21 protein-coding genes are annotated in these 21,074 nt (G+C 63.9%); 13 read left to right on the top strand and 8 right to left on the bottom strand.

Going from position 1 to position 21,074, the window contains the following annotated elements; genetic code table 11:
• Positions 1–304: 304 nt before the first annotated feature.
• From FJ424_RS17865 to FJ424_RS17855, 3 genes are all read left to right on the top strand, one after another.
• Positions 305–745: a DUF3995 domain-containing protein gene (locus FJ424_RS17865; RefSeq protein WP_140656017.1), complete on the top strand. Its 441-nt coding sequence runs from the start codon at positions 305–307 to the stop codon at positions 743–745.
• A complete protein-coding gene (gene ureG, locus FJ424_RS17860) occupies positions 742–1,374 on the top strand; it encodes an urease accessory protein UreG (protein ID WP_140656020.1) in 633 nt (210 codons plus the stop codon). The genes FJ424_RS17865 and ureG overlap by 4 nt, the downstream gene beginning before the upstream one ends.
• Before the next feature lie 74 nt (positions 1,375–1,448).
• Positions 1,449–2,216 carry a class II aldolase and adducin N-terminal domain-containing protein gene (locus FJ424_RS17855; RefSeq protein WP_140628305.1) on the top strand — a complete coding sequence of 256 codons (768 nt, stop codon included), beginning with the start codon at positions 1,449–1,451 and terminating at the stop codon, positions 2,214–2,216.
• Between the two features lie 80 nt (positions 2,217–2,296).
• Here FJ424_RS17855 and FJ424_RS17850 read toward each other — a convergent pair whose 3' ends face one another.
• Positions 2,297–2,929 (bottom strand): HAD family phosphatase, encoded by a 633-nt coding sequence (locus tag FJ424_RS17850; protein WP_140656023.1) that lies wholly within the window; start codon positions 2,927–2,929, stop codon positions 2,297–2,299.
• Positions 2,930–3,137: 208 nt separating this feature from the next.
• Here FJ424_RS17850 and FJ424_RS17845 point away from each other — a divergent pair, with 208 nt between their 5' ends.
• On the top strand, positions 3,138–4,094 hold the full coding sequence (locus FJ424_RS17845; protein WP_140656026.1) for a sugar-binding transcriptional regulator: 957 nt from the start codon (positions 3,138–3,140) through the stop codon (positions 4,092–4,094).
• A gap of 20 nt (positions 4,095–4,114) precedes the next feature.
• Here FJ424_RS17845 and FJ424_RS17840 read toward each other — a convergent pair whose 3' ends face one another.
• Positions 4,115–4,300 carry a hypothetical protein gene (locus tag FJ424_RS17840; protein WP_140646807.1) on the bottom strand — a complete coding sequence of 62 codons (186 nt, stop codon included), beginning with the start codon at positions 4,298–4,300 and terminating at the stop codon, positions 4,115–4,117.
• A gap of 212 nt (positions 4,301–4,512) precedes the next feature.
• On the opposite strand from FJ424_RS17840, the gene gcvA reads away from it, so the two are divergent.
• The 9 genes from gcvA to FJ424_RS17795 all read left to right on the top strand — a co-directional run bounded on the left by gcvA (position 4,513) and on the right by FJ424_RS17795 (position 14,586).
• Positions 4,513–5,421, top strand: coding sequence for a transcriptional regulator GcvA (gcvA, locus tag FJ424_RS17835; protein ID WP_140646806.1), 909 nt, complete (start codon positions 4,513–4,515; stop codon positions 5,419–5,421).
• A 176-nt stretch (positions 5,422–5,597) separates the two neighbouring features.
• Entirely contained in the window at positions 5,598–6,908 is a 1,311-nt protein-coding gene (locus FJ424_RS17830) for a sugar ABC transporter substrate-binding protein (RefSeq protein WP_140646805.1), read from the top strand.
• A 143-nt stretch (positions 6,909–7,051) separates the two neighbouring features.
• Entirely contained in the window at positions 7,052–7,924 is an 873-nt protein-coding gene (locus FJ424_RS17825) for a sugar ABC transporter permease (protein ID WP_140646804.1), read from the top strand.
• A gap of 11 nt (positions 7,925–7,935) precedes the next feature.
• Positions 7,936–8,760 (top strand): carbohydrate ABC transporter permease, encoded by an 825-nt coding sequence (locus tag FJ424_RS17820; protein WP_140646803.1) that lies wholly within the window; start codon positions 7,936–7,938, stop codon positions 8,758–8,760.
• A gap of 46 nt (positions 8,761–8,806) precedes the next feature.
• Complete coding sequence (locus tag FJ424_RS17815; RefSeq protein ID WP_140656029.1) at positions 8,807–9,811, top strand: ABC transporter ATP-binding protein; 1,005 nt, start codon at positions 8,807–8,809, stop codon at positions 9,809–9,811.
• Positions 9,812–9,821: 10 nt separating this feature from the next.
• Positions 9,822–10,592 carry an L-iditol 2-dehydrogenase gene (locus FJ424_RS17810; RefSeq protein WP_140656032.1) on the top strand — a complete coding sequence of 257 codons (771 nt, stop codon included), beginning with the start codon at positions 9,822–9,824 and terminating at the stop codon, positions 10,590–10,592.
• Between the two features lie 166 nt (positions 10,593–10,758).
• Complete coding sequence (locus FJ424_RS17805; protein WP_140656035.1) at positions 10,759–12,237, top strand: mannitol dehydrogenase family protein; 1,479 nt, start codon at positions 10,759–10,761, stop codon at positions 12,235–12,237.
• Positions 12,238–12,319: 82 nt separating this feature from the next.
• Positions 12,320–13,003 (top strand): HAD-IA family hydrolase, encoded by a 684-nt coding sequence (locus FJ424_RS17800; protein WP_140656038.1) that lies wholly within the window; start codon positions 12,320–12,322, stop codon positions 13,001–13,003.
• The gene (locus FJ424_RS17795; RefSeq protein WP_140656040.1) at positions 13,000–14,586 is read left to right on the top strand and encodes an FGGY-family carbohydrate kinase; all 1,587 of its coding nucleotides are present in this window, start codon (positions 13,000–13,002) and stop codon (positions 14,584–14,586) included. The genes FJ424_RS17800 and FJ424_RS17795 overlap by 4 nt, the downstream gene beginning before the upstream one ends.
• A gap of 28 nt (positions 14,587–14,614) precedes the next feature.
• Here FJ424_RS17795 and ugpC read toward each other — a convergent pair whose 3' ends face one another.
• From ugpC to FJ424_RS17765, 6 genes are all read right to left on the bottom strand, one after another.
• Positions 14,615–15,700, bottom strand: coding sequence for a sn-glycerol-3-phosphate ABC transporter ATP-binding protein UgpC (gene ugpC, locus FJ424_RS17790; RefSeq protein ID WP_140656043.1), 1,086 nt, complete (start codon positions 15,698–15,700; stop codon positions 14,615–14,617).
• 3 nt (positions 15,701–15,703) lie between these two features.
• On the bottom strand, positions 15,704–16,750 hold the full coding sequence (locus tag FJ424_RS17785; protein WP_140656094.1) for an NAD(P)-dependent alcohol dehydrogenase: 1,047 nt from the start codon (positions 16,748–16,750) through the stop codon (positions 15,704–15,706).
• 16 nt (positions 16,751–16,766) lie between these two features.
• A complete protein-coding gene (locus FJ424_RS17780; RefSeq protein ID WP_181182100.1) occupies positions 16,767–17,594 on the bottom strand; it encodes a carbohydrate ABC transporter permease in 828 nt (275 codons plus the stop codon).
• Positions 17,591–18,457 (bottom strand): sugar ABC transporter permease, encoded by an 867-nt coding sequence (locus tag FJ424_RS17775; protein ID WP_140656049.1) that lies wholly within the window; start codon positions 18,455–18,457, stop codon positions 17,591–17,593. The genes FJ424_RS17780 and FJ424_RS17775 overlap by 4 nt, the downstream gene beginning before the upstream one ends.
• Positions 18,458–18,559: 102 nt before the next feature.
• Entirely contained in the window at positions 18,560–19,834 is a 1,275-nt protein-coding gene (locus tag FJ424_RS17770; RefSeq protein WP_140656052.1) for an extracellular solute-binding protein, read from the bottom strand.
• Positions 19,835–20,073: 239 nt separating this feature from the next.
• A complete protein-coding gene (locus FJ424_RS17765; RefSeq protein ID WP_140656054.1) occupies positions 20,074–20,991 on the bottom strand; it encodes an AraC family transcriptional regulator in 918 nt (305 codons plus the stop codon).
• Positions 20,992–21,074 lie beyond the last annotated feature (83 nt).

Below are 21,074 nucleotides of genomic sequence, written 5' to 3'. Positions count from 1 at the left end.
GTCGCCGCCCCGGTTACGCAAAGCTGGCTGAACGAGACCTGTTTCTGCTTTCGGCGGACTGGGAGGTTCAGGGAGCTTGCGGTTATCGCCTTCGTTCGTCGGACAATCCGGGTCGGATCGCAAAGGAAGTACAGTCCTTGATAGGTAAGACAGTCGTGAAAACCTCGCTGAATGGATTTCACCGACAGGTCCAGATCCACTTTACCGATCGCCGGACATTACGGATCCAGCCGGACCGCTACGATTTTGACGGCTGGGACCTAAGAACCGGTCGAGATATCCTCTCTCCGGGAAGTGATCGCTGATGACCATCCTTGCCGTCATCCTCTCCTTCGTCCTGCTCCTGGTCACCACGCTGCATGTCTATTGGGGCATAGGCGGCATCTGGCCGGGCACGGACCAGGCATCCTGCGCCCGCGCCGTCGTCGGTTTTCGCGGCGTCGACGAGATGCCGTCGTCATTCGCGAGTTTTGCCGTCGCCGCTTGCCTCGCGCTCGCGACGCTCTGGCCGCTGGCGCTCGCGGGCGTCTTTGCAACGCCCTTTCCAAGAGAGGGGCTGGCTGCCACGGCTTTGATGATCGGCCTCGTTTTCCTCGGTCGCGGCATTGCCGGCTTCACGCCCTGGTGGCGCCGGCTTGCGCCCGAGCAGCCTTTCGCGCGGCTCGACCAGCGCCTCTATTCGCCGCTCTGCCTGCTGGTCGGGCTGGGCTTTGCAATCCTTGCCATCACGGAGTTTCCGGCATGACGTCGAAAAACGGTCCCCTTCGCATCGGCATCGGCGGCCCTGTCGGCTCCGGCAAGACGACACTCACCGAAAAGCTCTGCAAGGCGCTGCGCGACGACTTCTCCATCGCCGTCGTCACCAACGACATCTACACCAAGGAGGATGCGATGATGCTGGCGCGCCTGCAGGCACTGCCGGAAGAGCGCATCGTCGGCGTCGAGACCGGCGGCTGCCCGCACACCGCCATTCGCGAGGACGCCTCGATCAATCTGCGCGCCATTGCCGAGTTGAACAAGAAATTCCCGGACCTCGACATCATCTTCATCGAATCCGGCGGCGACAACCTCGCCGCCACCTTCTCGCCCGACCTTGCCGATCTGACGCTTTATGTCATCTCGGTCTGCCAGGGCGAGGAGATCCCGCGCAAGGGCGGTCCGGCCATCACCCGCTCGGATTTCCTCATCATCAACAAGAGCGATCTAGCGCCCTATGTGAACGTCAACCTCGACATCATGGAGAGCGATGCCGGCCGCATGCGCGGCAAGCGGCCTTTCGGCTTCACCGATCTGTCGCGCGGCAAGGGCTTGCAGGAAGTGGTCGATTTCATCGTCGCGCAGGGCGGGCTGCAGTCGGAGCGGCCTGCCGCGTAAGCCACTGACCTACCAGTTTGCGGTTGCTGGCAGCGGCTTCGCACGGCATTCTCACCAAAACAGGAGGATTTTCGATGAGCCTTGCCCGCCTGCACAAGGAACCGCTGAGCAACCTGCCCTATTATGAGGAGCGGGTCGATCTCGCCGCCGCCTTCCGCTGGACGGCGCGGCTCAACATGCATGAGGCGGTGGCCAACCACTTCTCGCTGTCCGTCAACGACGAAGGCACGAAGTTCCTGATGAACCCCAACCAGGTGCATTTCTCGCGCATCAAGGCGAGCGACCTGCTTCTGATCGACGCCAACGATCCCGACACGCTGTCCGGCCCCAACGCCCCCGACCCGACCGCGTGGGGTCTGCATGGCGCCATCCACCGCAACGTCCCGCATGCGCGCTGCGCCATGCATGTGCATTCAATCCACGCCACCGTGCTTGCTTCGCTCGCCGATTCGACGCTGCCGCCAGTCGACCAGAACTCGGCCATGTTCTTCAACCGCCATGTCGTCGACGCCAATTATGGCGGGCTGGCCTTCGAGGAAGAGGGTGAGCGCTGCTCGCAGCTTCTCACCGACCCCAAGGTCAAGGTGATGGTCATGGGCAATCACGGCGTTATGGTCATCGGCGACACCGTCGCCGATACCTTCAACCGCATGTTCTATTTCGAGCGCGCCGCCGAGACCTACATCAAGGCGTTGTGGACCGGCCGGCCGCTGCGCACGCTGTCGGACGAGATCGCCGAGAAGACCGCGCGCGAGATGGACGATTACCCGGGCCAGGCCGAGCGCCATCTGGCAGAGCTGAAGGCGATCCTCGACGAGGAAGAGCCCGTCTACCGGAATTGAAGCTTTTTCCTGCTCCCCGTTCACGGGGAGAAGGTGGTCCGAAGGACCGGATGAGGGGCGGCGCCCACCTTGGCGGTCGTTCAGAGTCCGAGTTCTCGGCGCAATTCCTCGGCGCTGTTGATGACGATGGCCCCGGCCGGACCCTCCATCGGCGCTTCCGGCCAGAAGATCGTCTTCATGCCCGCCGCCAGTCCGGCCATGGCGCCGGTCAGGCTGTCGTCGACGGCAAAAGCATCCGCCGGATCGACGCCGGCGAGATAGGCGGCGCGCAGGAATGGTTCGGGCAGCGGCTTGCCGTCGATCACGTCGTTGCGGCTGACCGTCATCATGCCCGGATAGGTGAGGCCGACGGCGCGCAGGTTGGCATCGACGATCAGCCGGTCGGAATTGGACACCACCGCCTGCTCGACGCCGAGCGCCCGCAATTCGTTGAACACCTCGATCGCGCCGGGCCGCGGCTTCAGCGTTTCGGCCATCGGCAGATAATGGTCGTATTTGCGCCCGATCCAGTCGTCGAAGGGCAGAGCGAGGCCGAACTCGTCGCGCAGCATCTCGTAGACCGGCCACGCCGCGATCCCCAGCACGCGCTCATGCAGGTTGGTCGGCGGCGCAATCCCGACGCTGCGCAGCGCGGCCGCAAGGGCAGCCGCATGCAGCGGCTCGCTGTCGACCAGCGTTCCGTCCATGTCCCAGAAAACCGCTTTCGGCATCACGCGAGGCTCCTTTTCCGATCCCTTAAAGCGTTTCCCGGTAGAGATAAACCGTCCCGATGGCAAATGGCCCGGACAGGGGCGAAACGGCTGCCTTCCCAGAGTCAAAATTATCAAGCAATTGCTCTTTCGATAGACAATTGCGCGCCGCTGCATTCGCTGTAAGCTATGGCGCCCGCTTGAACGTTGCACGGGGTTGGGGAGGCAGGACGTGAATTCGCGACAGGACACCGGCAGCACAAGGTTGGACGACGCCGCGCGCGCCGGCTGGCTCTACTATGTTGCCGGCAACACACAGGACCAGATCGCCGCCAAATTGGGCATTTCCAGGCAGACGGCGCAGCGGCTGGTATCGCTCGCCATGTCGGAAGGCCTGATCAAGGTGCGGGTCGATCACCCGATCGCCAACTGCCTCGACCTCGCCGCGCGGCTGAAGTCGCGCTTCGCGCTCGACCTCGTCGAAGTGGTGCCGAGCGATCCGGCTTCGAATTCGACGACGATCGGCATCGCCGAGGCGGCGGCGGCCGAGATCGAACGCCGGCTGCGCTCGCAGGCCCCCATCGTCATGGCGATCGGCACTGGGCGAACGCTGAAGGCGGCGATCGAGCAACTGCCGCCGATGGAATGCCCGCAGCACAAGGTCGTGTCCTTGACAGGCAACATCTCGCCCGACGGCTCGGCGGCCTTCTACAACGTCATCTTCACCATGGCCGACCGCGTCAAGGCGCGGTCCTTCCCGATGCCGCTGCCGGTCATTGCGTCCTCGCCGGAAGAGCGCGAGATGCTGCTCAACCAGCCGATGATCCAGCCTACATTGGCGCTGGCGGCCGAGGCCGATGTCACCTTCGTCGGCATCGGCGACCTCGGGCCTAAGGCACCCCTCTACGAGGACGGCTTCATTTCGGAAAGCGAGTTGAAGGCGCTGCAGAAGGCCGGCGGCATCGCCGAAATCGTTGGATGGGTGTACGACCGGGAGGGTCGCATGATCGAGGGCATCACCAACGACCGGGTGTCCTCCGCCGCGCTGCCGTCGCGGGAAAGGTCGCTGGTCATTGCTCTGGCCATGGGCGAACGCAAGCTGCCGGGCATCCTGGCCGCCGTCAACCGCCGGCTGGTCAACGGCCTCGTCACCGACGAACGGACGGCCGAAGCCCTGCTTGACGGCTGATTGCCCATAAAAAGAGCCGGCTATTGCGAGGGGCCGCGCGGATCGTTGCCGTCGAGAAAACCCATGTCGCGCTGCAGATGCTCGGATAGTTCCCTGACATCGATATAGCCGCGCCTGCGGCCCGAAAACCTTGCAAATTCCCGCACGAGCGTGAAAAACCAACCGCGTGCCGGGGTGGAGACGAGTTTTTCCTGTACCGTGGTCATGATCGTCAGCCTTCGCTTGAGCAATTCCAGGAAAAGTGTGAGCGGTTTTCCGTCCGGAATTGCGTAAAATCAGAGAGTTAGAGCGATTTGCCGTTTCCGTGAAACGGCGAAGCGCTCTAGCGCTTGAACTGGATTGATCGTCGACCCCAAATATCGGTCTGGCCGGTTCGTGCTTCCAATTAAACCTCGATCATGACCCATAAGGAGGCCTTATGCCCGATCTCAGCTCTCCGCAGCTTGCGCCGCTGCCGCCGCTGCAGGCGATCCGGGTGTTCGAGGCGGTGGCCAGGCACCTGTCCTTCACCAAGGCCGCGCAGGAGCTGGGCATGACCCAGGCGGCTGCGAGCTACCAGATCAAGCTGCTCGAGGAGCGCATCGGCGCTCCGCTGTTTCTGCGCCGTCCACGGCAGATCGAGTTGACCGAGCCCGGCCAGCGCCTGGCGCCCGCCGTCAGCGAGGCCTTCGCCATCCTGGGCCAGGCCTATGCCGCGGCGCGCGGCGGCGCCGACGGCCTGCTCTGTGTCACCACCGTGCTGACCTTCGCCTCGAACTGGCTGGCGCAGCATCTGGGCTCGTTCCAACTCGCCCATCCCGCACTTGCCGTGCGGCTCGACACGTCGAGCCGCCTGACCGATTTCGCGCGCGAGGATGTCGATCTCGCCATCCGCTCGGGCGGCGGCAAGTGGCCGGGCCTCGAGGCGCACAAGCTGCTCGATGCCGATTTCACCCCGATGCTCAGCCCGAAGCTCGCGGCGAGCATCGGCGGCGTCAACGAGCCGGCGGATCTGCTGCGCCTGCCGATCCTCGATCCCGGCGACGTCTGGTGGGCGCAATGGTTCGAGGCCGCCGGCGTGACCGGGCACGACCTCGCAAAACGGCCCGGCTCCAGCATGGGCGCACAGGCCTATGAGGCGAACGCGGCCATGGCCGGCCACGGCGTAGCGATCCTGACCAGGGCCCTGTTCAAGAACGAGATCGCCGACGGCCGCTTGGTCCAGCCCTTCGACCTAGTCGGCGACGACGGCCATGCCTATTGGCTGGTCTATCCGACGGCGCGTCGCAACGTGCCGAAGATCCGCGCCTTCCGCGATTGGATCCTGGCCGAGATCGCCTGCCCGTAATCCGGCGGCCCCCTTAGCTTCCTCCTCCAAAGATACCGGCCGCATCGCTGAATCGGGTTACGTAACGTCATTTCTGCTGCGTTGCAGCATAGATTCAGGGTTGACATAATTCATGCCGAGTGAGTAATTGCTCAAAGCCAAGGCAAATGCTCAACTTGGTTTATGGGAGGAATTTGATGAAACTTCGCACGCTCACCCTGGGCCTGTTGTCGGCCAGCGCTCTCGCTTTCGCCGCGCAAGCCGAATCCATCACCATCGCCACCGTCAACAATGGCGACATGGTCCGTATGCAGAAGCTGACGGACGACTTCACCAAGGCCAACCCCGACATCCAGCTCAACTGGGTCACGCTCGAAGAGAACGTGCTGCGCGAGCGCGTCACCACGGATATCGCCACCAAGGGCGGCCAGTACGACGTCATGACCATCGGCACCTATGAGGTTCCGATCTGGGCCAAGCAGAGCTGGCTCCTGCCGCTCGACAAGCTCGGCGACGACTACGACGTCAAGGACATCATCCCGGCCATCGCCGGCGGCCTTTCGGTCGACGGCAAGCTCTATGCCGCGCCCTTCTACGGCGAAAGCTCCTTCGTCATGTACCGCAAGGACCTGATGGAGAAGGCGGGCTTGAAGATGCCCGATGCCCCGACCTGGGACTTCATCAAGCAGGCCGCCGACAAGATGACCGACCGCGCCAACGGCGTGAACGGCGTCTGCCTGCGCGGCAAGGCCGGCTGGGGCGAGAACATGGCCTTCCTCACCGCCATGTCGAACTCCTTCGGCGCCCGCTGGTTCGACGAGAACTGGAAGCCGCAGTTCGATCAGCCCGAGTGGAAGAACACGCTGCAGTTCTATGTCGACCTGATGAAGGCCGACGGTCCGGAAGGCGCTTCGTCCAACGGCTTCAACGAGAACCTGGCGCTGTTCCAGCAGGGCAAGTGCGGCATGTGGATCGACGCCACCGTCGCCGCCTCCTTCGTCTCCGATCCGAAGGCCTCGCAGGTCGCCGACAAGGTCGGCTACGCGCTGGCGCCCGACAACGGCCTCGGCAAGCGCGGCAACTGGCTGTGGGCATGGTCGCTGGCGATCCCCGCCGGCACCCAGAAGGCCGATGCCGCCGAGAAGTTCGTCTCCTGGGCAACCAGCAAGCACTATGCCGAGCTGGTCGCCTCGAAGGAAGGCTGGGCCAACGTTCCTCCGGGCACGCGCTCCTCGCTCTACGCCAATGCGGAGTACCAAAAGGCGGCGCCCTTCGCGAAGATGACGCTGGACTCCATCAACGCCGCCGACCCGACGCATCCGACCGTCAAGCCGGTGCCCTATGTCGGCGTGCAGTTCGTCGCCATTCCTGAATTCCAGGGCCTCGGCACCACCGTCGGCCAGCTCTTCTCGGCCGCCCTTGCCGGCCAGTCGAGCGTCGACGATGCGCTGAAGCAGGCTCAGGACGCGGCCACCGCCGCGATGACCGAAGGCGGCTACATCAAGTAAGGCTCCTCCCGGTGCCGAACGCCGGTCGCGCATCATGACCGGCAGGTGGCCGCCCGAAACCCAGTTCGGGCGGCCACCCTTCAAAATCGGGAAAATTCTGGCACAACTCTGAAAATCCGGCTGACCTTGGGAGGGTGACCGTCATGGCTACTCAGCAAACCCGTTCGCTTGCGCGTTTCATGATGGCGCCATCGGTGATCCTGCTGTTCATCTGGATGATCGTGCCGCTGGCGTTCACGCTGTGGTTCTCGTTCCTGCAATACAATCCGCTGAACCCGATCCGCGACGGCTTTGTCGGTTTCTCCAACTACAAGCTGTTCTACGACAATCCGGCGTTCTTCGCCGCCATTCTCAACACGCTGACCATCGTCGTGGCGGTCCTCCTGATCACCATCATCGGCGGCATTCTCCTTGCGCTGCTGCTCGATCAGCCGATCTGGGGTCAGGGGATCGTGCGCATCCTGGTCATCTCGCCGTTCTTCGTCATGCCGCCGGTGGCCGCACTGGTCTGGAAGAACATGATCATGCACCCGCAATACGGCGTCTTCGCCGACATTGCGCGCTTCTTCGGCGCCCAGCCGATCGACTGGTTCGGCCAGCACCCGCTGACGGCGGTCATCATCATCGTTGCCTGGCAATGGCTGCCTTTCGCAACGCTGATCCTGTTGACGTCCCTGCAGTCGCTCGACGGCGAGCAGAAGGAGGCGGCCGAGATGGACGGCGCCGGCTTCCTCAGCCGCTTCTGGTATCTGACGCTGCCGCACATGTCGCGCGCCATCACCGTCGTCATCCTGATCCAGACCATCTTCCTGCTCTCGATCTATGCCGAGATCCTCGTCACCACCAATGGCGGCCCGGGCTATGCCTCCACCAACCTGCCCTTCCTCGTCTACCAGAAGGCGCTGCTGGAATTCAAAATCGGCCAGGCGTCCGCCGGTGGCGTGATCGCCGTCATTCTCGCCAACATCGTTGCCTTCTTCGCCATGCGCGCCGTCGGCAAGAACCTCGACAAATAAGGGAGGACAAGATGGCCCGCGCAGTCACCACCCAGCACAAGACCATCGCCACGGCCGCGGCCTGGATCGTCGCCCTGCTGATCTTCTTTCCGATCCTCTATACGATCATCACATCATTCAAATCGGAGCAGGAGGCGATCCAGGGCTTCGCCCTGATCCCATCCGGGACCTTCGAGAGCTATTCGGAGGTCCAGCAGCAGAGCGGCTACTTCAAGTTCTTCTTCAATTCGGTGCTGCTGTCGGTCGGCTCGACCATCCTGGCGCTGCTGATCGCGGTCCCCGCGGCATGGTCGATGGCCTTCTCGCCGACCAAGCGCACCAAGGACATCCTGATGTGGATGCTGTCCACCAAGATGATGCCGGCCGTCGCGGTGCTGTTCCCGATCTACCTGATCTTCCGCGACACCGGCCTGCTCGACAGCCGCATCGGCCTGATGGTCATGCTGATGCTGATCAACCTGCCGATCGTGGTGTGGATGCTCTACACCTATTTCCGCGAGATCCCGGGCGAGATCCTGGAAGCGGCGCGCATGGACGGCGCCTCGCTGTGGAACGAGATCATCTATGTGCTGACGCCGATGGCCGTTCCGGGCATCGCCTCGACCATGCTCTTGAACATCATCCTCGCCTGGAACGAAGCGTTCTGGACCATCCGGCTCACCACCACCAATGCCGCGCCGCTGACGGCCTTCATCAGTTCCTTCTCCAGTCCGCAAGGCCTGTTCTGGGCAAAGCTTTCTGCGGCCTCGACACTGGCGATCGCGCCGATCCTGATCATGGGCTGGTTCAGCCAGAAGCAGCTTGTGCGCGGCCTCACCTTTGGCGCCGTGAAGTAACGACGCCCGAGCGGCGGACGACGAAGACCATCCCCGGGAGGAAACCATGGGAAACATCACGCTCAAGAACGTCTCCAAGTCCTTCGGGTCGACGGTGATCATTCCGGACATCGACCTCAACATCGATGACGGCGAGTTCGTCGTGTTCGTCGGCCCATCGGGTTGCGGCAAGTCCACGCTGCTCAGGCTGATCGCCGGGCTCGAGGACACCAGCGGCGGCACCATCAGCATCGATGGCCGCGACGTCACCGGCGAGGCGCCGGCCAAACGCAAGCTTGCCATGGTGTTCCAGTCCTATGCGCTCTATCCGCATATGACGGTCGCCAAGAACATCGCCTTCCCGTTGAAGATGGCCGGCGAGGACCAGGCGACCATCGACAAGAAGGTGAAGGACGCAGCCCGCGTGCTGAACCTCACCAACTATCTCGAGCGCCGCCCCGGCCAGCTGTCCGGCGGCCAGCGCCAGCGCGTCGCCATCGGCCGCGCCATCGTGCGCCAGCCTTCGGCCTTCCTGTTCGACGAGCCGCTATCCAACCTCGATGCCGCACTGCGCGGGACCATGCGCCTGGAGATCAGCGAGCTGCACCATCAGCTCAAGACGACGATGATCTACGTCACCCACGACCAGGTCGAAGCCATGACCATGGCCGACAAGATCGTCGTGCTCAACGCCGGCAACATCGAGCAGGTCGGCTCGCCGATGGAGCTCTACAAGACGCCGAAGAACCTCTTCGTCGCCGGCTTCATCGGCTCGCCGAAGATGAACCTCATCGAAGGCGCGCCGGCTGACAAATACGGCGCCAAGACCATCGGCATCCGGCCCGAGCATCTCAACATCTCGACCACGTCGGGCGACTGGAAGGCGACGGTCGGCGTCGCCGAGCATCTTGGCTCCGACACTTTCCTGCACGTCCAGGCGGACGGTATCGGCACCGTCAATGTCCGCGCCGACGGCGAGGTCGGCGTGAAACACGGCGATACCGTCTACCTGACCCCCGACAAGGCCAAGCTCCACCGCTTCGGCGCCGACGGCAAGGCGCTGGCCCAGTGAGGAGGGGAAAGTGAGGCTGAAAGGCAAATCGGCGCTGATCACCGGATCGGCGCGCGGCATCGGCAGGGCCTTCGCCGAAGCCTATGCGCGCGAAGGCGCGACGGTGGCGATTGCCGACATCGACCTGGAAGCGGCGCAAGCGACGGCGAAGGCGATCGGCGCGGCCGCCTACGCGGTCCGGCTCGACGTCACCGATCAGTCCTCGATCGAAGCGGCGGTGAAGGCGGTCGAGGCGAAGACCGGTGGGCTCGACGTGCTGGTCAACAACGCCGCAATCTTCGACCTGGCGCCGATCGTCGAGATCACCATGGCGAGCTACGAAAAACTGTTCTCCGTCAACGTGGCCGGCACGCTGTTCATGCTGCAGGCGGCTGCCCGCTCGATGATCGCGCGCGGCAAGGGCGGCAGGATCATCAACATGGCGAGCCAGGCCGGCCGTCGCGGCGAGCCGCTGGTCGCCGTCTATTGCGCCACCAAGGCCGCGGTCATCTCGCTCACCCAATCGGCCGGTCTCGATCTCATCAAGCATCGCATCAACGTCAACGGCATCGCGCCGGGCGTCGTCGACAGCGACATGTGGGACCAGGTCGACGCGCTGTTCGCCAAATACGAGAACCGGCCCAAGGGCGAGAAGAAGCGTCTGGTCGGCGAAGGCGTTCCTTACGGTCGCATGGGCAAGCCCGAGGACCTCGCCGGCATGGCGGTTTTCCTCGCCAGCGACGAGGCCGAATACATTGTCGCCCAGACCTATAATGTCGATGGCGGCCAATGGATGAGTTGACCGGGATGGGCTGAGGGGGAAGGCGCTTCTCTTCTTTCCTCCGGAGAAGACGCCATGGGGCGGGTGAGGGGCGGCATGCTGGAACACCAGGTGTTGCCCCTCATCCTCGCTCTCCTCAAGGAGGCGTAAACAGTCGGGCTGCGGATCGGCCAAAGGGTAAAATGAGATGACCGTGAAACTCTCTTCCTCGAACCTCGCCAGGCTGCCGGCCAAGGTCGCCGGCCCGAAATACGACCGCTCCGCCCTGAAGGCGGGCATCGTCCATTTTGGCGTCGGCAATTTCCACCGCTCGCACCAGGCAGTCTATCTCGACGACCTGTTCGGCACCGGCGAGGGCCATGACTGGGCGCTGATCGGCGCCGGCGTGTTCGAAGGCGAGAAGACCGGCCGTTCCAAGCTGCAGGAACAGGACTGGCTGACCACGGTCGTCGAGCAGGACCAGGGTCATATGAGCGCCCGCGTCACCGGCGCCATGATCGAATTCCTGACGCCCGGCGACGCGGCCGCGATCATTGACCAACTCGCCGATCCGGCGATCAAGATCGTCTCGCTGACCATCACCGAGGGCGGCTATTTCATCGACCCGGCCTCCGGCAAGTTCAACCCGGCCCATCCCGACATTGTCGCCGACGCCCAGCCGGGTGCTGCGCCGAAGACCGTTTTCGGCATCATCCTTGCCGGCCTGCTGCGCCGGCGCGCCGACGGCATCGTGCCGTTCACCGTCATGTCCTGCGACAACATCCCCCATAACGGCCACGTCACCTCCGACGGCGTGATCGGCCTTGCCAGGCTGATCGACGAGGATCTGGCGAAATGGGTGGAGGACAAGGTCGCCTTCCCGAACGGCATGGTCGACCGCATCACCCCGGCCACCAGCGACCGAGAGCGCAAGATCCTCGCCGACGATTTCGGGCTGGAGGACAATTGGCCGGTGTTCTGCGAGCCGTTCAAGCAATGGGTGCTGGAGGACCGTTTTACCGCCGGCCGCCCGGCGCTGGAAAAGGTCGGCGTGCAGTTCGTCAAGGACGTCTCGCCTTACGAGCTGATGAAGATACGCATCCTCAATGGCGGCCACGCCACGATCGCTTATCCGGCCGGGCTGATGGACATCCATTTCGTCCATGAAGGCATGCAGGAGCCGCTGGTGCGCGGCTTCCTGTCGAAGCTCGAGCATGACGAGATCATCCCGACCGTGCCGCCCGTGCCCGACACCGATCTGGAGGACTATTACCAGCTCATCGAGCGCCGCTTCTCCAACCCGAAGATCGGCGACACCATCCGCCGGCTTTGCCTCGACGGCTCCAATCGTCAGCCGAAATTCATCATCCCGACGATCGCCGACCGGCTGAAGGCGGGCGAGGGCGTCGCCGGTCTCGCGCTGGAATCGGCCTTGTGGTGCCGCTACTGCTTCGGCACCACCGACAGCGGCGCCGTCATCGAGCCGAACGACCCGAGCTGGGACCGCATGCAAGCGACCGCGAAAGCGGCGAAGGAAGATCCGAAGGCCTGGCTGGCGATGGAGGATATCTATGGCGATGTCGGCCGCTCGCCCGTCTTCGCCGAAGCCTTCGCCCACGCCTTGAAGGTGCTGTGGGCGCAGGGCGCGCATGAAACCCTGACGCGCTATCTCGCCGGCAAGCTCTGAAAGCCTCGATCTCTTTTGACGCAATTCCGGGCGGAAAACCGCCCACACTTTTCCTGGAATTGCTTAGCTGGAAGCAACAGCCATGACGCCGGAACTGGTCATCTTCGACTGTGACGGCGTGCTGGTCGACAGCGAGGCGCTTTCCGTCTCGGCGCTGCTTGGCATGATCGAGCTCGCCGGCGGCACGGTCAGCGAGGACGCCGCCTACGAGCATTTCCTCGGCAAGAGCATGAAAAGCGTGCGCGAGATCCTCGGCCGCGATTTCGGGTTGGAGATCAGCGACGAGCATCTGACCGCCATGCGCGTCGACCTGATGCGCAAATTCCGCGAGGAATTGAAGCCGATCCCAGCCGTCAAGGAGGTGCTGCCGAAGCTTGGCCGGCCATGCTGCGTCGCCTCCTCCGGCACGCTGGAGCGCATCCGCTATGCGCTCGACGTCACCGGCTTGCTTCCCTTGCTGGAGCCGCATCTGTTCAGCGCCAGCATGGTCAAGCGCGGCAAGCCGGCGCCCGACCTTTTCCTGCATGCCGCCGCCTGCATGCGGGCGCATCCGCGCCGTTGCCTGGTGATCGAGGACAGCCCCGCCGGCGTTGCCGCGGCCCGCGCGGCGGGCATGCGCGTTTTTGCCTTCACCGGTGGCTCGCACGCGTCCAACCCCGCCCTCAAGGCGCGGCTTGCGTCGACGGAACCGGACTTTATATTCGCTGACATGCTGCAATTGCCCGATCTGATTGCAGGCCTGGGAGCGAGAGAAAAAGCATCTTGACGAAGAGTTTCGTTTGCGCGGTCGATGTCGGCACCGGGAGCGCTCGCGCGGGCATTCTCGACTCCGAAGGCAATCTGCTCGGCCGCGCCGATCATCCGATCGCCATGCATCAGCCCAAGCCCGATCACGCCGAGCATGATTCGGAAGATATCTGGTCGGCGGTGTGCAAATCCGTGCGGTCCGCTCTGCAGAAATCCAGCGTCGCCGCTGGCGATATCGCCGGCATCTCTTTCGACGCGACCTGCTCGCTGGTCGCGCGCGACAGGCAAGGCAGCCAGATCAGCGTCTCGGTCACCGGCGAGAAGCGCTGGGACACCATGGTCTGGCTCGATCATCGCGCCATCGCCGAGGCCGATGAATGCACCACGAGCGGCCACGCCGTTCTCGACTATATCGGCGGTGTGATGTCGCCGGAGATGGAAACGCCGAAGCTGATGTGGCTGAAGCGCCATCTGCCGAAGACATGGAACGAAGCCGGCTATCTATTCGATCTCGCAGATTTCCTGACCTGGAAGGCATCAGGCTCGCTCGCCCGCTCGCAATGCACGCTGACGGCGAAATGGACCTATCTCGCGCATGAGGAAAAAAGCTGGCGGCGCGACTTCTTCGAACTTGTCGGTCTCGGCGACCTGTTCGAGCATGGCAACCTGCCGGAAAAGGCCAGCCCCGTCGGCGCCGATATCGGCCCACTGACGGCCAAGGCGGCCGCCGAGCTCGGCCTCACTGAAAAATGCCGGGTGGGCGCCGGCGTGATCGACGCCTATGCCGGCGCGCTCGGCGTTCTGGGCGGCTTTGCCGGCGACGAGAAGGACATTGGCCGGCATCTGGCGCTGATTGCCGGCACATCGTCCTGCGTCATGGCGATGTCGCCCGACCCGCAGCCTTTTGCCGGCGTCTGGGGCCCTTATTTCGGCGCGGCATTGCCGACGCTGTGGCTGTCGGAAGGCGGCCAGTCGGCCACCGGCGCGCTGCTCGACCACATCATCCGCTGGCATGGCGCCGGCGGCGAGCCGGACGCGGCCATGCATATGAAGATCGCCGGGCGCGTCGCCGAACTGCGCGCCGAGGACGGCGATGCGCTGGCTGCAAGGCTGCATGTGCTGCCGGATTTTCACGGCAACCGCTCGCCGCTCGCCGACCCGCACGCCGTCGGCGTCATCAGCGGCCTTACGCTCGATTCCTCTTTCGACAGCCTGTGCAAGCTCTACTGGCGCACCGCCGTCGGCATCGCGCTCGGCGTGCGCCATGTGCTCGAGGCGCTGAACGAGAACGGCTATCTGATCGACACGCTGCATGTCACCGGCGGCCACACCAAGAACCCGCTTTTGATGGAGCTCTACGCCGACGCCACCGGCTGCACGGTTGTCGAGCCGCTGGCCGACGAGGCGGTGTTGCTCGGCACCGGCATGGTGGCGGCGACCGCCGCCGGGATCTATCCCGATCTCAACGCCGCCTGCGTCGCCATGCAACAGGGCGGCAAGATCCGCGCACCCAACAAGGCCGCCGGAGCTCGCTTCGACCGCGACTACCGGATATTCCTCGAAATGCATCGCCAGCGGCAGATGCTCGACGTGATCGGATAGAACGATTCCCGGGAACGCTCTCGCCGTTCTACTGCCTGCGCAGCGACTTGCCTGTCTCGGCGTCGAACAGATGGATGCTTTCCTCGTCGAACGTGTAGCGCAGGGGCGCGCTCTGCTGCGGGCATTCGCGGGCCGGCACCAGCGCGCTGATCTCCTTGCCGCCAAAGCCGAACGTCACCAGCGCGTCATTGCCATGGAACTCGATGAGGTCGGCGGTGCCCTGCAGCAGGTTTCCCGCGCCGGCTTCCGCCGTCTTCAGATCCGGAGGCCGGATGCCGAGCACCACGCGATCGCCGTGCTGCAGGTAGAAGTCGCTGCCCTCGACCGATAGCACTGTCCCCGCGCCGGTCAATGTCCGGCCATCGCCTGTGCGGCCGACCATGACCTCGATGAAATTCATGTTCGGCGTGCCGATGAAGCCGGCCACGAACAGATTGCCGGGACGGCGATAGATTTCCGCCGGCGAGCCGATCTGCTCGATCACGCCGTCCTTCAACAAGACGATGCGGTCGGCGAGCGTCATTGCCTCGAGCTGATCATGCGTGACATAGACGGTGGTGGTCTTCAGCGACTGGTGCAGCCGGGCGATCTCGACCCGCATATGGTTGCGCAGCTTGGCGTCGAGATTGGACAGCGGCTCGTCGAACAGGAACACTTTCGGTGTCTTGATCATGGCGCGCGCGATCGCCACCCGCTGCTGCTGGCCGCCGGAGAGCTCGGTCGGCTTGCGGCCGAGATAGGGTTCGAGGCCAAGCGTTTTCGCGACCGCCTCGACGCGCCTCTTGATTTCGGCCGCCGGCACCTTCTGCCGCTTCAGTCCGAAGGCGATGTTGTCGAAAATCGTCATGTGCGGATAGAGCGCATAATTCTGGAACACCATGGCGATGCCGCGGTCGCCTGGATCGAGGTCGTTCACCACCTTGCCGCCGATCGACACCTTGCCGCCGCTGATGTCCTCCAGCCCCGCCAGCATCCTGAGAAGCGTGGACTTGCCGCAGCCGGACGGGCCGAGGAACACGACGAACTCATGCTCTTCGATCGAGAGATTGAGATCGCGGATGACCGTCGTGGCGCCATAGGCCTTGTCGACATGGGAGCAAACGATGGCGGACATTCCTTATCCCTTCTCGCCGGTCAGCAGGATCTGCAGCTTGACGTCCTGCGGCTTGCCTTGCGCGGCGCGCTCGAACGCCTTGATGCTCTCGGAGAAATCATAGGTGCCGGTGATCAGCGGCTTGAGGTCGACCTTGCCGGAGGCGATGAGCTGCAGGGCGCGGTCGAAGATGTTGGCATAGCGGAACACGGTTTCGATGCGCACTTCCTTGGAGATCGCAGCCGGCACGTTGAGCTCGACCGCTTCCACCGGCAGGCCGACCAACACCACCGCGCCGCCCGGCCGCACCACGTCGAACAGGTTGGCGAAGGCCTTCGGGCTGCCGCTCGCCTCGAACACGATATCGGCGCCCCAATTGTCGGTCGCGGCCGCGACGGCATCAACCAGCGATTGCTCGCCGATATTGACCGGCACGATGCCGGCATATTGAGCGGCGATCTCCAGCTTCGGCGCGGAAAAGTCCGAGATCAGCACTTTGGAGCAGCCGCCCGCCAGCGCGGCCAAGGCGATCATGATGCCGATCGGGCCGCAGCCGACGACGACGGCGACGTCGCCCGGAACGATCCTGGCGCGCGCCGCCGCCTGCATGCCGATGGCGAAGGGCTCGACCATCGCGCCCTCGGCGAAGGAGACATTGTCCGGCAGCCGGTAGGTGAAGGCCGCTGGATGGACTGCATAGGGCGCGAGCACGCCATGCACCGGCGGCGTTGCCCAGAAGCGGACGTCCGGGTCGACATTGTAGATGCCGAGCTTCGTCGCGCGTGACGCAAGGTTCGGCACGCCGGGTTCCATGCAGACGCGGTCGCCGACCTTCAGGCTTGTGACATTGGCGCCGGCCTCGACGATGGTTCCCGAGGCCTCGTGGCCGAGCACCATCGGCTGGCGCACGATATAGCTGCCGATGGCGCCATGCGTGTAGTAATGCACGTCGCTGCCGCAGACGCCGACCGTGTGGATCGCGATCCTGACGTCGTCCGGCCCGACGTCTTGCGGCAGCGCGATTTCGCGCAGCGACAATTCGCCTTTTTTCTCAAGCACCAGTGCCCGCATCGGGATAAGCCTCACTTCAATTTTTCTTTTGCCGGAAAACGGAATTCAGGAAGCCGCTCAAAACACCGAGGAACAGCAGCGGCGGCAGCGACAAGAGCACGACCGAGGCATTGAGGATTCCCCACGGCACGTTCATGCCTTGCTGGGACAGCTCGGAAGCCACGATCGGCAGCGTCTTGGCGTTGGAGCTCGACAGCATCAGCGCGATCAGGAATTCGTTCCAGACCAGCACGAAGCTGAAGGCGACGGCGCCGATCAGCGAGCGCGCCGCGACGGGAAGCGCGATCCGCCAGAACACCGAATAGGCGCCGTAGCCATCGACGAAAGCCGCTTCCTCGATCTCCTTCGGCACGCCCTGGAAGGCTGGGATGGCGAGCCACATGATCACCGAGATGGTGAGCAGCGAATAGGTGACGATCAGCGCCGGCAAAGTGTCGTAGAGGCCGACCTGCAGCCAGATCACCATCAGCGGGATGGCCACCGCCACCGGCGGCAGGAAGCGCAGCGACAAGACGAAGAACTGGATGTCGCCGGCAAAGCGGTTTGGGTAGCGCGCCACCGCATAGGCTGCCGGCAGGCCGAGCGCGATGCCGATCATCACCGCCGCGCCGCAGGCGACGACCGAGTTGTAGAGCCCGGTCAGTACGCTGTCGCGGCCGAGGATGTAGCTGATATTGGCGAGCGTCGGCGTGAAGATCACCTTCGGCACGCGCGTGATGATGTCGACATTGTTCTTGAGCGCGTTGAGCGCCGTCCAGACCAACGGGAACACGGCCAGGAACCCGGCCAGCGCCAGGATGGCCTTGGCGATCAGGCGGCCCACTCTTATCGGATATCGCTTCATGCCTGCACCCGCTTCCACAGCATGGTGAAGGTGATGACGGTTGCGATCATCATCAGCACCGCCATGGCCGACGCGTAGGAAACCTTGCCGGACTCGATGAAGCCTTGCGAGAAGGCGTACATGTCGAGCGTCTCGGTCGCGACGCCCGGTCCGCCGCGCGTCATCACATAGATGAGGTCGAAGGATCGCAGCGACTCGATCATCTTGACGAACATCAGGCTGATCAGCGGCGCCTTCAGCATCGGCAAGGTGACATAGGCGTGGATCTGCCAGCGCTTGGCGTGGTCGAGCCTGGCCGCCTCGATCGGCTGCGGCGGCAAGGTCTCGAGCAGCTTCAGCACGATGACGGCGAAGAACAGCCCCCATTGCCAGACATCTACCGAAGCGACGGCGAACAGAGCGGTCGCGGGCTTGGACAGCGGATCGAAGATGAGGCCGCCCGTCAGCAGCCGGTAGGGATAGGTGGCGATGCCGTAGAGCGGGTGATAGGCGAACTTCCAGACGAAGGCGGCCGAGACGCGCGGCAAAAGCACCGGGATGATGAACAAGAGGCAATAGAAATTGCGAAGGCGTGGGCCGGCGACCTCGAACATCAGCACGCCCAGCCCGATCGCCACCACCATTGTCGCGACGACGGTGACGATCTCCCATTTCACCGAAACCCAGACGGCGTTGAGGAAACGACGGTCGGTAAAGAGATCGGCGAAGTTCGAGAACCAGACCCAGGAATAACCCGGCGTGCTCAGTTCGCGGTTCTGCAGCGCGATCACGATGGCGTAGAGCGTCGGCACCATCGACAGCACGAGCAGGATGGCGAGCGTCGGAACGAGAAATGTGACCGGCAGGGAAGAGCGTCGGCGCATTGCCTATCCTCGGATTTGGACTGCTGTCTGGCGAAGGTCCCGCGGCGCACGGGTCCCGGCATTCCTTCGAATGCCGTGGGCCGCGCGCCGCGGGCGGGAGGATTACTTCTTCTTCACCAGATCGTTGGCATAGGCCTCGAGCTCGTTGAGGCCGCCCTTGATGTCGGTGCGCGTGCCGGTGACGAGCTCTTCCAGGATGATGCCCCAGCGGTCGCCGAGATCGGGCCAGCGCGGATCCTGCCAGAAGTTCACCGCCGTGACCTTGCCGGTATCGGCCAGCGCCTGGCCGAGATCGGCGCCGTAGATATCGGCGAATTCCTTGCTGGTGAGGATGCTGGTCCGGTTCAGCTCGCCGAACTGATGCGCGTCGAGCCGGCGCTTCTCGTTCTCTTTCGACGTCGCCCAGGCGATGAACAGGCCGGCGCATTTCTTCGCGGCGTCATCCGCATTGGCCTTGGTGCCGATGGCGAGCCCGTGGCCGTAGCCGCCGCCGGGCAGCGGCGAGGGCGGCGGCAGGAAGCCGATCTTGCCGACCACCTGCGAGGTCTTCGGGTCCACCGCCATGCCTGACAGCGGCGTCGATTCGACGAGGATGGCGACCTGGCCGGACAGGAAAGCACCGGTCGATTCATCCCAGCTGCCGGTCTGCGTGCCGGGCGCCGAGTCCTTGAACAGCTTCAGATAGGTCTCGGTCGCCTTGACGGCGGCGTCCGAATTGAAAGCCGGCTTGTCGCCGTCGAACCACTTGCCGCCATAGGCTTTGAAGAACGGCATCCAGCGCCAGACATTGGCGCCCGAGCCGCGCGCGCCGCGGAGCGCAATGCCGTACATGCCCTTGTCGGCATTGGTCAGCTTAGGCACGTCGGCGATCAGCTCGTCCAGCGTCTTTGGCGGCTGGATGCCGGCGGCCTCCAGCACATCCTTGCGGTAGACCATCAGGTCGCCGCCGCCGGTCAGCGGCGCGAACCACACCTTGCCGTCATAAGTGGCGACCTTCTGGCGGCCCGGATCGAAATCGGCATAGTCATAGTCAGCCGGGTAATAATCGGTCAGAGGCACGATCCAGCGGGAGGACGCAAACAGCGCCACATTGGCCTCGTCGACATAGTAGACATTGTAGTTGCCGACGGTGGAAGCATCGGCGCGCGACTTGGCGCGGCGGTCGTTCTCGTTGAGGTAATCGATCTGGAACGAAGCGCCGGAGAGCTTCTTGAACTCGTCCTTGGAGTCCTCCAGCAGCGTCAGGCCGTCGCGCGGCTGCGCCAGCACCTTGACCGGCGCCGAGCAGACCGGCGCCTGTGCCAGGGCTGCGGTTGAAACGGAAGCGGTAAGCACGAAAGCTGCACCGAGGCTGGCAGCGAGCCGGTTTGATTTCATTGATGTTTCTCCTCCAGGAACATGCGCGGGAAGTAGCAAGTCCGCGGGCTAAGCGACCCTCACGTCGCCCGCATGACTGCGACCCGTCGCCAAAATGAGGAGTTGGAAGGGGCGAGACTAGAAGCCCCGTTGCAGCAGACCTGTACTTTTATGCATTGTGCGGCGCAAAAAATGACGCCGGCAGAGTCTGCCCGTCACACGAGTATCAGTGCTATCAAGCGTAGCCGCTCCCGGCTCGATCAGGCCCGCAACGTCAGCCGCTGCCGCGACAGCTTGCGATAGGACGACGGCGTCATCTTGTGCTTGCGCAGGAAGGCGCGGTTGAAGTTGGAGATGTTCATGTAGCCGACCTGGAAGCAGATGTCGGTGATCGGGATCTCGGTATCGGCGAGCAGCTTGCAGGCCTGCCAGAGTCTGAGCTTGGCGACATGGTCGCTGAAGGAATTGCCGGTGTTCTTCTGGAAAAAGCGCGAGAATGTGCTTTCGCTCATCCCGGCCAATGCCGCCACCTCCGGCAGCTTCAGATCCTCGGCGAAATGCTGGAACAGATAGGTCAGCGAGCGCTGGATGATATCGAGCGATTCCGCGTCGAGCAGCGGCGAAAAGTCCGGCGACGACAACAGCGCGTATTCGTCGGTGGTGGCCAGAAGGTCGAGCAGTTCGAGGAACAGGCGGAACCTCGCCAGCCCGTGCACCTCGCCCATCCGTTCCATCAGGTCGGCGCCGTCGAGCGCGGTCTGGCCATGGAAGACCATGCCGCGTAGCGAGCGCTCCAGGAACGGCTCCAGCTCGCGCAGTTCCGGCAGCAGCCCGGACGAGCCGCGCAGCCGCTCGGGATCGAATTGGAGAACGATGTCGCGGCCCTCGATCAGCTCGCCGGGCTGCACCGCGGTCACCCAGTCATGCGGCAGACTGCCGCCGACGATGGTCAGGTAGCCCGGTCCGAACTCGCCGATATGGTCGCCGACCAGCACCACGCCGGACGATTTCCTTAGAAGATGGATTTCGTATTCGGGGTGAAAATTCCAGACATTGCGCTCCCACGGATAGTCGTCCAGCCGCCACAGGAAACTGTCGCTCGCCTCGGTCACGATATGCTCGAAGGCGGGCACCGTGCGTGGTATCGCGGCGGTGTTCTTTCTGCGCTTGAAGGGCATCCATTCCTCCCGGCGCGGTGCGCCGGCTATCCGCGTCGGCGCTATCCGTAGCAGCCCAGCTCCGGCAAGTGAACGTGCCGTCG

It is taken from the genome of Mesorhizobium sp. B3-1-8 (genome assembly GCF_006439495.1).
Classification (GTDB): domain Bacteria; phylum Pseudomonadota; class Alphaproteobacteria; order Rhizobiales; family Rhizobiaceae; genus Mesorhizobium.
The sequence above is the reverse complement of the archived record's forward strand: the minus strand, read 5'-3'. Positions and strand labels throughout refer to the sequence as shown.

Excerpts from the sequence above, each read along its gene's own strand:
- FJ424_RS17865 (WP_140656017.1), top strand. The coding sequence starts at position 305 with ATGACCATCCTTGCCGTCATCCTCTCCTTCGTCCTGCTCCTGGTCACC.
- ureG (WP_140656020.1), top strand. The coding sequence starts at position 742 with ATGACGTCGAAAAACGGTCCCCTTCGCATCGGCATCGGCGGCCCTGTC.
- FJ424_RS17855 (WP_140628305.1), top strand. The coding sequence starts at position 1,449 with ATGAGCCTTGCCCGCCTGCACAAGGAACCGCTGAGCAACCTGCCCTAT.
- FJ424_RS17840 (WP_140646807.1), bottom strand. The coding sequence starts at position 4,300 with ATGACCACGGTACAGGAAAAACTCGTCTCCACCCCGGCACGCGGTTGG.
- gcvA (WP_140646806.1), top strand. The coding sequence starts at position 4,513 with ATGCCCGATCTCAGCTCTCCGCAGCTTGCGCCGCTGCCGCCGCTGCAG.
- FJ424_RS17830 (WP_140646805.1), top strand. The coding sequence starts at position 5,598 with ATGAAACTTCGCACGCTCACCCTGGGCCTGTTGTCGGCCAGCGCTCTC.
- FJ424_RS17825 (WP_140646804.1), top strand. The coding sequence starts at position 7,052 with ATGGCTACTCAGCAAACCCGTTCGCTTGCGCGTTTCATGATGGCGCCA.
- FJ424_RS17820 (WP_140646803.1), top strand. The coding sequence starts at position 7,936 with ATGGCCCGCGCAGTCACCACCCAGCACAAGACCATCGCCACGGCCGCG.
- FJ424_RS17815 (WP_140656029.1), top strand. The coding sequence starts at position 8,807 with ATGGGAAACATCACGCTCAAGAACGTCTCCAAGTCCTTCGGGTCGACG.
- FJ424_RS17805 (WP_140656035.1), top strand. The coding sequence starts at position 10,759 with ATGACCGTGAAACTCTCTTCCTCGAACCTCGCCAGGCTGCCGGCCAAG.
- FJ424_RS17800 (WP_140656038.1), top strand. The coding sequence starts at position 12,320 with ATGACGCCGGAACTGGTCATCTTCGACTGTGACGGCGTGCTGGTCGAC.
- ugpC (WP_140656043.1), bottom strand. The coding sequence starts at position 15,700 with ATGTCCGCCATCGTTTGCTCCCATGTCGACAAGGCCTATGGCGCCACG.
- FJ424_RS17785 (WP_140656094.1), bottom strand. The coding sequence starts at position 16,750 with ATGCGGGCACTGGTGCTTGAGAAAAAAGGCGAATTGTCGCTGCGCGAA.
- FJ424_RS17780 (WP_181182100.1), bottom strand. The coding sequence starts at position 17,594 with ATGAAGCGATATCCGATAAGAGTGGGCCGCCTGATCGCCAAGGCCATC.
- FJ424_RS17775 (WP_140656049.1), bottom strand. The coding sequence starts at position 18,457 with ATGCGCCGACGCTCTTCCCTGCCGGTCACATTTCTCGTTCCGACGCTC.
- FJ424_RS17770 (WP_140656052.1), bottom strand. The coding sequence starts at position 19,834 with ATGAAATCAAACCGGCTCGCTGCCAGCCTCGGTGCAGCTTTCGTGCTT.
- FJ424_RS17765 (WP_140656054.1), bottom strand. The coding sequence starts at position 20,991 with ATGCCCTTCAAGCGCAGAAAGAACACCGCCGCGATACCACGCACGGTG.